Here is a 16,907-nt window from a genome sequence, read left to right on the forward strand (position 1 = left end):
CCGTTCAGCGTGTTGTTGTTGGCATTGCCTTCGACAATTGTGTTGGCCAGAATATCGTCCAGTGTCCAGATCGTGCCGTCTGCGAACTCAATCACCTCAACGCCGTAGCCTTTTGACGGGCCCTCAAATCTGCGCGCAACATATAGTGTCTCGTCGCTATTTGCACCGAAAATTACAACTTTCAGGGCATCAGCCCCGTTGACCCTTTCCAACCGAACATCCCCGGGGGAAACATCCGTCAGGACAAGCCGGTCCACTTGCTCTGTTGTGGTCGCAAAATCCTGAATCCAGTCATTGCCATCACCTCGCGACCACACATAGGTATCATTCCCGTTGTGAACCTGATGTGTGCTATCGCCACCCCGGAGTATGTCGTCACCGGTGCCGCCTACGATGACATCATCGCCACGCTTGCCTTCTATCGTATCGGCGCCCTCATACCCATAAATCGTATCCTTGAACCCCCAGCCATTCAGTGTGTTGTTCGAAGACGTACCGCTTACGATCATCTCAGCGACGTCGCTGTTGAGCACTTCAACCCTGACACCATCACTAAACTCGATGAACTCGATTCCGCGCCCTTCCTGGGCAGAATAGAAGCGATTGTTGACTTCGATACTCTCACCAGTCGGGTCAATACCAATCATGAGATCATTGCCATTCTGGGTCAGAGTAACCTGCGTCGATTTCACATCCGTCAGGCGGAGCGTATCGACATCCTGCAAAGATGTAGCCGTGTCGTTGATGAAATCGTTGCCATCGCCCTTGGACCAGACATACAGATCATTGCCGCTGTCGCCTTCCAGCGTATCAGCACCTTTGCCACCTACGATCAAGTCGTCGCCGTTACCTGCATCGATCGTATCGGCTCCGCCAAACCCATAGATGTTGTCGTCATAGCTACCGATGCCTGTCAGCGTTTCTCCGCTATCGGTGCCTTCCAGAACCGTTCGGGACACGATATCATCTCGTGTCCACACGATACCGTCGCTGAACTCGATAGCCTCAAGACCAAAAAACTTGCCTGAGCTGTTGAACTGCTTGGACACCTCAATAATCTCATCGCCGCCTGGACCGGAGATGACAATCTTCAGCTCGTCACTGCCTTGTTCCCGGATCAGCCGGACATCGGACGAGGCCACATCCGTCAAAATCAGGCGGTCCGTCTCGGTTTTTGACGTCGCGTTATCCGCCAACCAATCGTTACCGTCACCCCTGGACCAGATGTAGGTGTCGTTGCCATTTGCGCTGACTTCCGAGCTCCCTCCGCCACGCAAAGTATCATCGCCAGCGCCGCCGATCAGAACGTCGTCACCGCCACGCCCTTCGAGGGTATCATTCCCCTCCAGACCAAAGAGGTTGTCGGTTTCATCAGCCACACCAATCAAGGTGTCGTTCCCTGAGGTTCCGCCCATCGTCGTGTTCTTGATAATGTCGTCCAGTGTCCATATGACCCCGTCGCTGAACACAAGTTTCTCAAGGCCGCGACCTTGGCGATCCGCCGAATACTGATCATCGACCCGGATTGCTTCTCCGGTGCTATTGATCGTGATCACCAGATCCTGAGATGTGGATCCGATACGCGTGAGGGTCACATCTGTTGAGGCAACATCCGAGAAGACAAGTTGGTCAACCTCGGTTGTGATCGAGGATTTCTCCGCCTCGTCGATACGATCATTCCCATCACCTATGGACCAGTAATAGCTGTCGCTGCCTGCATTGCCCATGAGCGTGTCGTCGCCGAGGCCACCATGCAGATGGTCATCGCCAGCATTGCCATCAAGCGTGTCGTTACCTTCAAGGCCATACATATTTTCGCCAAAACTGCCACCGCCACTCAGCGTGTTGTTTCCAGCATCCCCGGTGAGGGTGGTATTTTTGATGATGTCGTCTTTTGTCCAGACAACCCCGTCACCGAAGTGGATCTCTTCAATTCCATACCCTTTGGTGATGCTTTCAAACTGTTGCCAGACGCGTATCGTTTCGTCGCCACCAGAGCCCGGAACAACAATGTAGAGTGACTTGTCGGCGGGGTCCCGGATGAGTTCAACCTCGGTAGAGTCTACATCTGTCAGGATCAAGCGGTCCACTTCTACAAGAGAACTGGCTTTATCCTTGATGAAGTCGTTCCCATCACCTTTGGACCAGACATAGGTGTCATTGCCATTGGATGAAACGAGGGTGTCGCTCCCGCCACGGAGTTCATCGTCTCCGGCTCCACCGATCAAAACGTCGCTTCCGCCCTTGCCATTGATCGTGTCATCACCGGCAAACCCGAAAATCTCGTCATCCTGAGCATTCTCACCAGTCAAGGTCTCTGCAGCACTTGTACCATCGATGGTCACAGGCGAACTGATCGTTGTGGCAGCGTGGCTGTTACCAACGCTTTGGTGTTCAATACTCTGCGCCAGAGACGCAATGAACTGCGCTTTGCTCAGGTGGCCGTTGTCGAGATTCTCTGACCAGGATTGCAATTCATCGGACGTCGGCAGGCGCCCGAATGCATTCAAGAAAGCCTGATTTACAAACTCGGTACCGGACAAGCCGTACAAGCTGTTCGATGCAACGCCTTGAATATCACCTTCATACCCGAGCAATTTCGCGGCGATGTCATCCGGATTATCTACATCGTCCAAAAGCTGCTCGGACAGATACTCCAATTCGTATTCCGTCGCATCCCGATCATAGACAACATCCACGATGCTTTTGATAAGATTGGCAATATAAGCTTTGTCCAGGCTGCGTTCGAACTGGGCCGGGTTCAGCACCACATCAAAGTTGTTGGTTGAGAGATGCCCATTGCCGACAGCAACATGCTCTGCGGACTGTGCTACATCCCAGGCGAAGTCCTCTTTGGTCGTGGCTCCGCTGTCCAACTCCCGCAGGGCGTCATTCAGCTCGTTCAGGGTCGGGGCTCTTCCGTAAGCATTCAGGGAAATCTGCGTTACGAATTCGGCATCGGTCAAGTTCCCATACCGTGTCTGGAACTCGCCGGACTCGATCAACGCGCGGGTCAGGCTGATTTTGTTGAGATGTCCGTCGCTCACATAATCAACGAGGGTCTCAAATTCTGTGAAATCCAAATCCCGGTCGAGCACAGTGTCGAATATCTGCGCGGCTTCCTGGAATATCCTGGCCTTTGCAGCCTGATCCAAACGCTCTTCAGAAAAACTTTCTCTCTCACTGGTCGAATACCAGGTTTCAATGATGTTGCCGTTGTCATCTCGGCGTGTATGCCTGACTTGGATTAACTCTGTCTTGGCGACCGACCAGGTTTCAACTCCGAGCGCGTCCACTTCATGTGACACAACCAAATGGGCCTGGCTTAACGTGGGTACTACCACCCCATTATCCCAGGTGTAACTGCCATTCCCGAGCGAAGAATAGGTGATCGTCTGCTCATTCCCGTTTCTCAAAATGGTCTGTGTCAAACCATCCGCTGAGGTGGTGGTGACGAACGTATTGGTCTCATAACCCGCCTCGTTGAACGCACGCTCGGTCACGACCCGCTCGCCGTCCGCGCGGATTTCCACCTCCGTCACCCGATCAGCAATGCCATTGCCATCGAAGTCTTCCGTCCCGGAGATCGAACGCCCGTCGCTACTGGTCGAAGTGCTTTGCATGGATCGCAATTCGCCATCGGCGTAGTGCGCCTCGCTAGTCGCTGTCTGACTGCCATCATCATGCAGCGTGGTTTGATGTTGGGTCGTGCCATCGATAACACCATCGCCGTCCAGGTCGAAGCTCGACGAGGATGTCAGGCCATCGGCGGAACCGGTTTGAACCTCATGATAGGTCGTCTGACCATCCATCCCGGTTTCCGTGTAGGTCGTGACCGTATTGCCTTGCGCGTCATAGGTCACATCCGTGGTACGGGTGATGTCGATATCGCCATCCCCATCCACATCAACTTCCAACGATCGGTGCATGCCATTGGCAGATACTGTCGTCTCTACCTCGCTGTTGAGCGATGTGTTGCGGGAAAATTCGCGAATTGTTGTGGTGGTTGTGCCGTCTGCATCCACAGCAGAAACAGCCTCGCGTTCCTGGAAACCGTCTCCGTCCCGATCAGATAGAATGGTTTCTGTCAGACCATCTGCACTGACAGTGCGCACGTGAGAGCGCTCCAGTTCGATACCGGCGCCAAATTCTGACACCATCTCGGTTATGCTGCCATCGGAACCAAGCCGCACTGTCGTCAGCCTGTCGATGCCGTCATCCCCGGAATAATCTATCTCGGTTTGGGACTCCAAACCGTTTCCGCTGGTGACTGTCCTGATATCGGATTGGATATCGAAGGTTTCGTTGACCGTTATGTGTCGCGTGACAACATCGCCATTGGCATCAAACGTGGTCGTTCTGTCCGTTGTATAGTCGAACAAGCCATCCCCATCGAGATCCAGTTGCGAAGTCGAAGACAGCGCATCATCACTTGTGGTGTAGATCTCGGTGCCAAGGCTGATATTGCGACCATCGCGGTGATCGACACTTCGTGTGACCGAACCATTTTCGGACAGCTCTGTGGTGTCAGTCACGACACGATCCACCCGGCCGTCGCCATTGCGATCAACCGAGAGAGTGGTGGTCAGCCCATCGCCGCTGACCGTTGTAGTTGTTGCAGCCTCAAGCCCGCCACCGGTCGAGAAGTATTGTGTATTTGTCGTTGCGGTTCCGCTGTCATCGACCTGCGTGACAGCCACCATGTCATCCACACCGTTTCCGTCGGCATCCACGGATTGCGTGACGGTCCGGCTATCAGCGCTGATCACGCTGGTGCTGGTGTTCAGCGTCGAGCCATCCGCTGCGGTTTGTGTGACCGTGGTGGTCTCGACCCCCGTCGCGCTTAGGTCATAGGTCTGAACTGTGGTGAGGTCATCATCGCCATCATTGTCCCAATCCTCGCTTGTGGTGGTGGTCCGGCCATCGGCAGAGGTTTCGACCTCGGTTGTTCTATAGACACTGCCAGCGGGCGCACTCTGCGTCACCACGCTGGTAGTTGATCCATCTGAGTTCAGCGTGGTTGTCCCAACCGTTTCCCTCTCAAAGACACCATCCCCATCCGCGTCGTACCGGGTCGTTGTTTCCAACCCGTTGTCACTGTTCACCGATATCATCTGGCTTTGGATCGAGCCGTCATTGTTCAGCTCGGTTTCTGTGACCGTCACAACGCCATCATCACCAATCACCTGGTGAACGCGCGTGTCCACCACGCCGTCGCCATCGTGGTCTGTGGTCTGCAGCACATTGCGTCCATTATCGCTGGTTGTTGTGACGACCTGTGAGCGGAGCTCATCCGCCGGACCGGTCACATCCTTGACCTGCGCCGTCACCGTGGTGCTGCCATCCGCGTTCAGGTTTGTGACCTGCGTTGTGGCGATATCAGCGACCTGGTCCCCGTTCATATCGGCCAGGGTCTCAACCCCCAGCCCATCATCGCTGAGGATTGTCTCACCGCGCGTCAGCAATGTACCGTCTTCGGACCGCACATCCTCGGTTGTTTTCCGGGATCCATCGGCGCGCAGCTCGGTGGTCGAGGTCACCTCCCGCTCATAGCGGCCATCCCCATCGCTGTCCTCAGTGCTGGTCACCACCAGCCCGTCATCGCTGACCGTGGTGGCTGACTGGCTGCGCAGGCTGTCATTGCCGTTGCGAACCGTGCTGGTTGTTGTACGTCCGCCATCAGCATTCAGGACCGTGACCTGCTCCGCTTTTGTCTCTGCAGCACCATTGCCATCGACATCTGTCGTCACCGTTGCGGTCAGCCCGTCTGCGCTGACATCGGTCTGCTGGTGATAGATCGTCCCACCATCCGCAGTGTGGCGGGTTACGGTCTCTGTCATGCTGCCGTCGAGATGTTTTACCGACTGCAGAACACTATCCACCGACCCGTCGCCATTTCTGTCACTTGAGGTGACTGTATCGCGCCGATTCGCGCTTTGCGTGACGGTGGTGGTGCCCAACAGTGTTATCTCATCCCCCGCATAGGCGCTGTCCGTCATGGTGACGCTGCCATCCGCATTGGATGTCCGTACCGAGACAGATTTGCCATCCAGTGCGCCATCGCCGTCCAAGTCCGAGAATGTCGTGACAGTCAGCCCGTCCGCACTGGTGAGCGTTTCGGCCTCACTGATCAGCGAACCATCCTGCGCCTGCGCAGTGACTGTCCGTGCCGAGGAGCCATCGGCGTTTTCAACCGTGACATCGCTCACCACCCGGTCGATATCTCCATCCCCGTCGGAATCGAGGCTAGTCGTCACAACCAACCCATCCTCGCTAGAGACCGAGACCGACTGCGCACTGAACGATCCATCCGCGTTGCGGGTCCAGCTGGTTGTCGTCCGTTCGCCCGTTGTGCCGTCCACCGTGACGCTCCGGCTCAAATCCGTGGATTGGAACGTGCCGTCTTGGTTGTGATCAATCCAGGTCTCGGAACTGACCAGATCACTGCCCAGCGTCACCTTCAGCTGGCTTCGTACCGACCCGTCCGTATTGGTCTGTGTTGTCTCAGTCTCGCGGCTGCCATCGGCATGGATCGTGGTCGCCTCTACGGTGGTGAGGTCCACATCGCCATCGCCATCCAGATCAACCGCCGACGACTTGGTCAGCGCATCCCCGGACTGGCCGTGCGCGGTTGTGCTGCGCACCGAGCCGTCGCCATTCTTCACGGTTTGTGTGGAATCCGTAGTTCCATCGGCATTGACGCTGATATCCAGTTCTTCCTGAACATCCACATCGCCATCCCCATCCAGGTCGCGGGCAATGGTTTTGGTCTGACCATCAGCTGAGACGCTCTCGGTCACCGAGCTGCGCAGCGTGCCATCCTGATTGAAATACTCAACCGTCTCGGACCGGCTGTCATCTGCGTTGATCACGATGCTATGGGTGATGGTCAGATCGACCACACCGTCACCATCCTCATCAATCGCGTCCGTACGCACCAGCCCGTCGGCTGAGACCGTCTCGGTCGAGCTGCGGATCACCCCTCCGTTTGGATCGCGATCCGTGGTCACGATGGTCATGCTGTCATCCGCATGGGTCGTGCGGATCTCGGTCTGGTCATACCAGCCGCCCCCGGTAGAATCTCGCTCAATGGTCACCGTAGTCCCATCAGCGCTGGTGGTGGTCTTCGTCTCGCTCAGCAGAATGCCCGTGGCCAGGTCCGCGCCCAGCACATTGGTGACCGTTTCACTTTCGCTGCCATCGGGGTTGGCCACGGTCACGATGGTCTGCAACCGATCGACCACCCCGTCACCATTGGTGTCATAGCTGTTGGTGATCGAGGCCCCATCCGCAGTGGTTACCGAGGTTACCACAAAGGCAATCGTGCCATCCGCCGCATAGCCCGTCTGCACATGAGTGCGCGTGCCATTCGCGTCAAAGCTCTCGCTCTCTTCGATCCGATGGCTGGCGGTCTCACTGACCAGCGTTGTATCCGCAACCGTCCCGGTGCTGCCATCAGCAAAGGTGAACGTCGTCTGGCCGGTAATGACCGAGCCATCGGGCAGTTCGATATTGGTCGCATCCGCCGTCAGATCAATCGAGGTGATCCCCAGCTCATCCAGCGTCTTCGCCTCCAGTGAACCATCCGCATTGGTCACAAGAACCTTGAAGTCACTCCAGGCATCGTCATTGGCGTCAAAGACCCCATCGCCATTGCTGTCAAAAACCGACCGCAGCGCCTCAATATCGCTCGTCGCCGTCGGGTCCCATTCGGTAAAGATATATTCCCGCGACTCAGAGATCGTCCCATCCCCATCCGCGTCATAAAACAAAACCCCATTCCCAGCCGCAGCCCAAGCTGTCCGGTTCAACAGACCATCGCCAGAGGAGTCAACAAATACCGTCGAGTTCGAAAGCTCGGTGATTTCGACACCCGTGCCGTCAAGGTCCAGAATAATGGGATGGTCTTCACCAGACAGGCCTGTACCAGAATTGTGCCCGCTCCGGCCAAAGTTGCCTGCGTGAGAATCTGATGTCACTGGGCTAGGTTCCCCAGTCTCTTCATTGAAGCTATAAACAGGTTTTCTGACTACGGTCCCATCGCGCAACCTTGTTTCGGAATACACTTGTTTAGGCGCTAAATCGTTATAGCTTAACGAACTTATGTCGATCCCTTTCGATGCCCCTATTGTTTCCGCTATGACGACAGCGATTGGCGGTGGCGCAGGTGGCAGGGGAGCAAGAACACTTGGAGGAAACGTATAGCGTTGATCAAGCGGTAGTGCCTCATCAGGATGTCTCAGACGAAAATCAGATGGGAGCATTGGTACATCTTCCACCGGCCCCCATTGCCCGACACCTCTCGGATCATACTGCCGATCAATGAGCTCATATTCCCGACTAAGCGCAGCTGCTTCAGAGGCGTCAGAAAGTTGTGTTGTGGCTGAAAGATCACTTCCGGTCGTGTCATACCAAACATCATTTGCTGGATTGCCATCCCCGCCCCACCCACCTACGTCGACATAAGTTCCGTAAGACGCAGTAGTTACAGAACCGCCATTCTTGTATTCACCTGTCTGATGATAGCCATTTGCAAACTGCTCATATGAATAGAAGGTTGTTGTTCCGGGTCCGTTGGCATTTGCTACCGTATCTCCATCTCGAACTGATCTGGTAGGCGACCAATTGGGCGGCGAGGTATTTACTGGCGTGAACCCAATTTCGTCAGCGTCATTGAGCGCACGCTCGCTGAGTTGTCCGGCGAAGCCCTCGTTTACTTTTGTGTGAAATCTGTCCTTTTCCAGCTCCGTGAGAGGCGCCTCACCCATACGAGCCAGCGCTCTATCAACCTGTTTATACAGCGCTCGTTCTCGAGGGGGCATTCCACCGAATTCATTCGCTATGTGAGAGGTAATTCTGTCATATTGTTCAAGGCCTTCATTCGTTCTGACGAAACCAAGAGCATCAACCGTAGTGATCAAATTGTCGAGAGACTTGTTTCCAGTAGTTCTGTCTCCCTCAATTCTATTGAAAACTCTCGCCCCTTGTGCGCCGATTTCCACAGCGAGGCGATCCCCGGTATTCAATATCTCTTCTCGTGCACCGGCAGTCCGATGGTCCAGGCCCAGCAGACCGTCAGAGAAAAAATGTCCCGATAGACCGTCAGAGAAAAAACCTCCCAATTCAACTACTCCTCAATTATATTGTCCACACAGTGACTCGACAGCGCCCCTTTACTCCCGAGTCTTGCTAGTATCTCCCGCTCATCAGGCTTCAGTGAGTTGGCAAGTTCATTTTTTAAGTTCTCATCGACATTCTCGTAATCAGCGCCACAAACAAAGGGTGAAAGACACAACTGGTAGGTGTAAAAAAAAGCTGTTGTAAACTCGCTGTCACTTGTCGTCGGTTGCAGCAAATTAAGGTCCGCTCCGGCCCCTATGAGGCTATTGATCACGGGAAAGACATTGTCTCTCCTCGGAGAGCACGCACCACTATCCACCGGGAATTCAGCCATCCTTCCCCAGAGATCATTAACCGTGGCAAGCAAAGTAAAAGTTGCCTCCGGAGAAAGTGCGGGCAAAGCCCCTCTGTCAAGCAATATTTGGATAGCCACTTCGTCAATCTCTGGTGTCGGGTCAGATTCCGGAGGGCTGCGAAAGAGGCTCGCCGCTTCGCACAGAAGTGAGCAACCGTTAGGTGAATAATTTAAAATATCCGGATATCTCTCCAGAATATTAACGAGGCTCTCATAGTCGCTTCTCTCTATTGTTGAGATAGCCTCAAGAAAAACATCCTGCTTATCTTTTGGTTGACCCAGTACTAAGACCGGCGAAAGAACTGACAAAAATAGAGTTAAGAAAAACCTTTTTTTCTTCCTCACTGTCATCGGAAGTCCTTTCGATTTATAATTCTACGTCGCTTCGGCTGCAAGTGTGAGCGAAGTTAAGAAGTTTCCAACTGTAAAGACGATATGTGGACTCGGTAAAGTAATGGAACCAAGCAGCGCAGCTTCTAATCCATCGGTCACGGAAAGCGCCCACCATCAAAGAAACCTTTGGCGCAAATACCGACAGGAGCCAGAAGATACCAAACACAAAGCAACCAACTGCAGATCGGAGGCCAAGCCTGTCTCCCATACATAAATTCTGCCAAAATCGTCTCCACCCTGAGAAGACAAGATCAATATATAGCTCTCTCCTAAGCTGCATACGCTGAAATTAAAATCAAGATGAGGAAACACTGATATCCCGGTTGACGCAGCGGCACCACAAATAAGGGCCACTTCCGCGATGGTGCCGCCCTTCAACGACCCCGCACCTTTCCCCAACTTCGGACAAACATCGCGCGATCCATTCCCAGTTGTCTGGCCGCCTCAGAGTAACTCTGGCCAGCCTTCGCAAATCCCTCAGCCAACTCCTCATCTGAGGGATGCTTCGATGGGCGCCGCATATGAGCGGAAACTCCAACCTGCGCCTCTGCACCTGTATCCACTTGGCATTAACCCCATGCTTCCGCGCGATCTGGACATCGGAATGCTCCGCCTCAAAATCCTTCTTCAGCAGCGCATCAAAATCAAACCCAAACCGCTCAAGTGCTTCCAGCAACGCAGCCCGCCGGGCAGGGAAGGCTTCCCTCAGCTCACGCAGCCACCGTTACAATCAACTATGGAGATTACTGCCGTGAGACCGAAACATTACTTCCCGAGTTTTCACAATACCCCACTGCGCGCCTAACGATGGATTCACGCAGTGAGTCCCTTACGGCATTTTTGTTCAACAAAGTCCCAAAAGAACAAGCTAAACACCGTAATATTGGGATTCCAAAGGGAACATACTTCTTATACGATTTCGAGATTCGCACCCCAATTTTGGTAGATTCTTGTCGTATGATTCATTCGTACGAACCTCTGAAACTCTGGTACCGATGACCTCGGATAAAAACTTTGCTAGTTCAGCTGCGTTTTCCAAGCGAAAGATGTGGTCTACCATCAACTCCCCGTTTGAACCCGCGGCACGCGCCTCTAGGCTAAGTGGCGAAAGGTTTTCCACCGATATCCAGCTCGGCCCGAGCTCCAACAATTCCTTTCGTATAGCAAGCTTGCCAGTACATACCCACGTTTCAAAATCAAGCGGTGCTGAAGCATCCCAGCCATTTGTGAAGGTGTATCGGCACAAAATATCTGGTTTGAAATATTTCCAATATGACCAGAGCATCTCGATTGGATCACGAACTGTAATTATGAAAGACAACTTTGAAACATCGTGCCTCCGATCACACAGATATTGGGCAAGAAATGGACCTGTAATATGAGGATGCAGCGATGGAAGCTGTCCTGCAAAATCAACAGCAATATCCCCAGGGGCAAGGTGAGGATCAATCATACGCCGGAGGCTGAGTGAACCACATCTTGGCTTGGACAACGCAACAAGATTCTTCGACAGCAAAGCTCTCATGATTTACCGGGAAAAATGCTACTAGGTCGATACAATTCCAGTGGCACGCCGACACTCCTAAGTTTCACGATTTTAAGGTACTCTGTAGCAATAGCAGACCGAGCAAGCAAGTTTTTGCAATGCTTTGACAATTTCACTGGCAAAGACAAATGGCATCGAGAGAAAGATAACAGAGTACCGAGTGTGTCAGCCACGCTCATCCCATCGTGGGTAACCATAGACATCAAAATCACGGGAGAAAAGTTCATTAACCAAATCTACGTGTTCCTTGGCATAAAACCGCTTCAATTTTTCGTCAGCTTTAGTTGGGCTAAATCCGACATCCGCTTGCGTTGGAAATTCGAAATCTGCACCCATTTGGTGTAAGGCGATTTTTGCGTCTTGGGCCAAATTTTCGAAACGGCCTAGAAAATCAATCTTAACAGTTGGATGCTGCAAAATTTCACACTGCGGTGTCCAATGTTCATCGTTTGCATAAAACGATTCTTTCCTCTTCGCTTTAATCCATTCCAAGAACGTAAGAAAATCGACCGTATTCGGAGCGTAGATATAATTTGCGATCCTGGCCCGGAAACCCTTTGGCCTATCGAATCTTTCAAACCTGATAACATCATCGAAAACTAAGTCGAAATAGTCTTTGCTTTTGGGTGAATCTACTCGTCTGTTAATGCTATCAAATTTGTTCAAATAGGCCGAAAGTATGCGAGAATAAGGATCGCGAACAAATGCCATTTTCTTAACATCTTCGTTACTCAGCACTTCGAAATCTTCTTTGACTGTTCTGTCAAGAAAGTGAAACCCCGATTTCTCTCTATTGTGCGCTATGTCCTTTCGATTAAAGTCTTCATGCCCCAATAACCTTCGAAGAACAATTTTCCAATTCGTGCATGCAACTTTTGGCACATAGCCAAAAGCAATTTTTTTACTTTCCAAGTAAATAAAATTCTCATGAACTCTTGAGTTCATTCTACCCTTCCGCTTGCTCCTTAGCATGACATTAACCGATAGGTGGTTGGAGACTCTTCAAATTTAATGCGCTTCTTCCGGTTTTCATGTAACATTATTCATGCGCTTCCTTCTTCTCTGTACCCTCCAAAGGTCGTTCCAATAGGAGAAACGCCAAGGCGAACATAGCGCGACGAACCACCATTTACGTTGTTCTTTAACAATCTTGAGTTCATATTTCTTACTTCTATACCGCTTCGGCAAATAAAAGTAGATATCTCGCGAAGCGTTTACCGGTATTGATGAACCTCTCAATATTATGTCTTCCAAACGCGCAATTTCTTTTAGGTTCATTTCCACTACTGAAGGATGCACGTAGTCGACAAGGCTTGACAGATTATTTTCCGCTTGAATTTCTTCGTTTCGAACAAAGACAACGGTGCTTTGCATTGTATCCCAATCGCTGAAACTTTCATTCCAGACTGCGGGTCGAATAGGGTCGAAAAGGCAAAAATTCTCAACGAGAAATAAAATTCCCCAAAAGCTTGGCCATGAGATCATCAGGCTTTCGTTCAGTTGAAACGAATTCGGTTTAGGTGTAAAAACAACAAAGTCGGCGTATTTTGCTATGGCTTCTACACTTCTCTGCGCTTCGTATAGTGAGTCTGCTGGAACTCCAGCAGTTACATGAATTACTCTATGTGAGGGCTCAAATTCGCCTTGTTGGGAAACTACTTCGTCCAATTGATCAAATGTTGCGATGGCAACGTTGGCAAACCCTGCTTTTTGGTACGCCTCAGACCATTCAACAGGCTTGTGTCCTTCAATGATCACAACTGAAGTCGAGCGAACGGGCCGCATCGACATAACTTGCTCTAGGGCAATATCTCTTACTGCTGCATCACTCATTTGGAAACCATGGCTGGAGAAGGCACTGCTCGGATTCTGAATCTGGCTGCCTTGGGAGAGTATCGCGCGCGCCTGGATGGGTCAAAAATCCACTCCTGAAATCTCAAGCATTTGGTTAACAGAAAAATAATGGGCCACTTCGGTAAATGAACTCCAACTGCTGCCTAGCAATATGGGCGCGCGGGCAAGCAACAGCATATCTGCAAGCCCGTAAACTAGTTGATCCTCTGATCGGCTGTAGTCGGTTCTAGGGAGCCATACCGCATTGTCTGAGTATTTTGCAGCGAAGGTCTCATATGCCTCTGCGTTGTCTGAAGCAAGGAATATACTGAGGCTGTTGGAGTCCATTAAAAGAGAATCCAATCTCTTAAAAAAGTATCCATAGTGAGACCTGTCTCTGGCCCGCCTAATCATTTCCTCTTCGGACTTTGTCCAATCACCGGGAACATCTTCTTCCTGGCGTTTCGTAGCACCCCCACTCATTCGGATGTGAACTGAGACATCATTCGGGGACCGTACGGAATCAATAAGCTCTTGAACTCGGACAGCGGGCTTAAGATCGCGGAGAAATTTCCTCTCTTGATCGATCGTTTTGTGGTCGCCAATTATTCGGTACGCCGACTTCACAATGACATCTTGTGCCTTGTGAATTTTAGGCTTTGATAAAAAAGAATGCCTGACTGATTTGTCCATCAAATCCAGCTTTAGGGCGTTATCATAGTTTTCATTTAGATCGCTTTCAACGGCACCTTCGAATTCGAATAAGCTGGAAAAATTACAATCACAGTGTTCATCCCGTATCCACCGAATGACGAGTTCGCGTGAGGTCGCTTCAGCGTAAACTGCAGCCGATCCAATTGCCCTCAAACGGTTTCCCAAACCGTGCTGCGCATCGATTATCAGTTTTGGCCGGGAGTTGATGTGCTTTTGCGGCTGCGGTATCGACACCAGGTTCTCATTGTCTGATGAAATAGACCAAATTGCGTCATTGAGATCCAGAGTCGCCAATGCATCGTCCACAGACGATAACGGCGCGGTAATAACCGACGACCTCAATCTGGATTTCAGGGCTTGAATAGCGGCTTCTGCGCGTTCGGTTCGTGATCCAATCAGAGATGGATTTACGCCGAATGGTTGGCTTCTCCGTACTGTCGTCATGGCTTTGGCTTCTGTCAGCGAATTGAACTTGGACATAGGAGTGGAGATGTCCCACGGGGATGCTGATGTCGCCAGAATTTTGTTCAATTGAATCCAGAATATGGGAAGTGCCTCAATTTCATCCCATGCACACAAAAACTCCTTCTGGGAAGGTGCAACACGTCCGATATCCTCATGATCGATATGGCGGATTGTTTGTGATGCTACATCTTGCCTTGGAACACCCGATTGCGTGAGGCGTTCATAAAGATCATCGTCATCCCAACCGTATGTAACAATCCGTTCGTTGAAACCGTTGACGGCAAGTAGTTGATCTCGACCAACGGCAAAAAGCCCGTTCACATGTGATTGTCCTTCGGCTGCGGATGTCCAGTTTCCTGCAATCAAGAGTTCTTCGGCTAAATCGTTTTCTTCGAAAAATGTCGAGCTGAGCAGCACATCGCTGTCTACTTTGAGAATTATTGACCTGGAGGTCGCTCGAAATCCAAGGTTGTAAGCGTGCGAAAGTATCCAACTCCCTTCGTCTTCAACTCTTACTATTCGCACCCTCGGATCTTCAATGCCGGCGTCTCTCAACGTGACAGAAACCGGATACGTAGAAGACCAATCAACTATGACAACTTCGTCGACTTCATCATGGGCTAGCCAAGTCGGAATCGTTTCAGTTAAATGTGCGTTTCTATTCATGCAGCATGTAACCAATGAAACACCCTTTTGAACGTCGCAGTTGGTCACAAATCCTTTGTTAGAAGATGCCACTCTTGGCAGTTCATTTCGTAGTTCGGGGCGCTGAAGTAGTCCGACAAAAGTCGATGCAATATCCTCTCTGGACTTAGAATTCCTTTTTGACAGTTGAGTGCGAACCATACTTTGAAAGACAGCTCGTGCGTCTGACGGTTTATCCTTTAGAGACGCCTGAAGAGTATCCAATTTTATTTTTGAAGTATTCATTTCGCTTTCCGCGCATAGTCCAACATAAATTCGCACTGAATGTCATTTATTGGTATTTTGACATTATGTAAATTTTGTAGCTGCCCCGACTGCGGATCTTGCAAACTAACCCACAACCCCGAAGCTCTTGCTGGCACCTATCGAACTCTAGCGAGCTTTACAATACACCTGCAAGACTATGTTTGGTTCTGTCAGGCTGTGTTGCATGGATCATGACTTAGGGTCAGGACTCATAGCCAGTAGATAACGAGTGCTGCGAGGGCGATGGCTGACAGGAAGACCTTCGGGCATCTGTCGTATCGCGTTGCGACACGCCGCCAATCCTTCAACCTGCCGAACATGATCTCGATCCGGTTGCGTTTTTTGTAGCGGCGCTTGTCGTACTTTACCAGTTTTTTCCGTTGCTTCCGTCCAGGGATGCAGGCGCGTATCCCTTTGTCTTTCAATGCTTCCCTGAACCAGTCGGCATCATATCCGCGGTCCCCGAGCAGCCAATCGACGTCCGGCAGGCTGCTCAGCAATGCTCGTGCACCGATGTAATCGCTGACCTGACCGGCGGTGACGAACAGGTTGAGTGGACGTCCCCGGCTGTCACAGATGGCATGCAACTTGGTGTTCATGCCGCCGTTGGTGCGGCCGATCAGGCGTCCACGCCCCCTTTTGTAACGCCCAAACTGGTCGCGGTACGGTGGGCCTTCAAGTAGGTGGCGTCGATCATCACGGTCTTCTCTTCGCCGTGTTCGGCAGCCAGACCTGCCATCATCTGGGCGAAGATGCCTTTGTCGCTCCACCGCTTCCAGCGGTTATAGAGCGTCTTGTGCGGGCCATAGGCCGACGGGGCGTCGCGCCATCTCAACCCGTTGCGATTAATAAAGATAATCCCACTCAACACACGTTGGTCATCGACGCGGGGTTTGCCATGCGACTTCGGGAAGAAGGGTTCAAGACGCGCCATCTGCGCGTCCGTAAGCCAGAAAAGATCAGACATGTTCACCGCTCGTTTTCAAACCGTGAATTACGCCGCTGGACAAAAATCAATGGGTCTTGACCCTAGGCGAGTTTACCCATTACTCCATCACTTCAGATGACGCGCTCATACATCGCACGACCGAGACCTGTCATGCGGTTGAGCGCCTTTGCCGCTACTTTCGTTTCGGCGATTTGACGGCCAAAATCACGCGCTTGCAGGCCATCACCTATAACCTGTTTCCATCTGCCGATTTGAGCTTCAACCTGTGATCGCTGGTTGATCCCGGTTCGATGTATGCCGTGCTGGCGCCGAAAGCGGCAATCCAGTCCCGAACGGCCCGTGCAACAAACTCAGGGCCGTTGTCTGAACGGATATAGGACGGTGTGCCTCGCAGGATGAACAAGTCGGTCAGAGCATCGATGACATCGATGGAATTTAGCTTCCGCTTGACCCTGATCGTTAGGTCGTGTTGATGAAAGGGATTCACAGCGACCTCTGATCGTTATTCAAGCCGGTATCTGCGATGGAGGCCAGCTTGGCACGAAATCTAATGCCGGACGAAGAGTGGGCGTTCTTTGTAC

At 51.8% G+C, this 16,907-nt stretch carries 8 protein-coding genes and 1 pseudogene; 1 reads left to right on the forward strand and 8 read right to left on the reverse strand.

Annotated elements, in window-relative coordinates; translation table 11 throughout:
- Both AC2FJ5_RS20935 and AC2FJ5_RS20940 read right to left on the reverse strand, forming a co-directional pair.
- Positions 1-7,979, reverse strand: a 7,979-nt coding sequence (locus AC2FJ5_RS20935) for an SPM autocatalytic domain-containing protein (RefSeq protein WP_496794473.1), incomplete at its 3' end; no start/stop codon positions are given.
- A gap of 1,148 nt (positions 7,980-9,127) precedes the next feature.
- Complete coding sequence (locus AC2FJ5_RS20940) at positions 9,128-9,826, reverse strand: hypothetical protein (protein WP_496794474.1); 699 nt, start codon at positions 9,824-9,826, stop codon at positions 9,128-9,130.
- A gap of 550 nt (positions 9,827-10,376) precedes the next feature.
- On the opposite strand from AC2FJ5_RS20940, the gene AC2FJ5_RS20945 reads away from it, so the two are divergent.
- Positions 10,377-10,673 carry a hypothetical protein gene (locus tag AC2FJ5_RS20945; RefSeq protein ID WP_496794475.1) on the forward strand — a complete coding sequence of 99 codons (297 nt, stop codon included), beginning with the start codon at positions 10,377-10,379 and terminating at the stop codon, positions 10,671-10,673.
- Positions 10,674-10,736: 63 nt separating this feature from the next.
- Here AC2FJ5_RS20945 and AC2FJ5_RS20950 read toward each other — a convergent pair whose 3' ends face one another.
- The 6 genes and pseudogenes from AC2FJ5_RS20950 to AC2FJ5_RS20975 all read right to left on the reverse strand — a co-directional run.
- Positions 10,737-11,393, reverse strand: coding sequence for a hypothetical protein (locus AC2FJ5_RS20950; protein ID WP_496794476.1), 657 nt, complete (start codon positions 11,391-11,393; stop codon positions 10,737-10,739).
- 186 nt (positions 11,394-11,579) lie between these two features.
- Entirely contained in the window at positions 11,580-12,359 is a 780-nt protein-coding gene (locus AC2FJ5_RS20955) for a sulfotransferase family protein (RefSeq protein ID WP_496794477.1), read from the reverse strand.
- An 84-nt stretch (positions 12,360-12,443) separates the two neighbouring features.
- Positions 12,444-13,247, reverse strand: coding sequence for a hypothetical protein (locus AC2FJ5_RS20960; RefSeq protein WP_496794478.1), 804 nt, complete (start codon positions 13,245-13,247; stop codon positions 12,444-12,446).
- Between the two features lie 81 nt (positions 13,248-13,328).
- The gene (locus AC2FJ5_RS20965) at positions 13,329-15,356 is read right to left on the reverse strand and encodes a galactosyltransferase-related protein (protein WP_496794479.1); all 2,028 of its coding nucleotides are present in this window, start codon (positions 15,354-15,356) and stop codon (positions 13,329-13,331) included.
- A gap of 230 nt (positions 15,357-15,586) precedes the next feature.
- A protein-coding gene (locus AC2FJ5_RS20970; RefSeq protein ID WP_496794480.1) for an IS5 family transposase occupies positions 15,587-16,344 on the reverse strand; the annotation gives its coding sequence in 2 pieces (ribosomal slippage) (positions 15,587-16,008 and positions 16,008-16,344; 759 coding nt in all).
- A gap of 259 nt (positions 16,345-16,603) precedes the next feature.
- Positions 16,604-16,789, reverse strand: a pseudogene (locus AC2FJ5_RS20975) (DDE-type integrase/transposase/recombinase); the annotation flags it as partial.
- Between the last annotated feature and the right edge of the window lie 118 nt (positions 16,790-16,907).

It is taken from the genome of Ruegeria sp. CDSA221 (assembly GCF_059611825.1).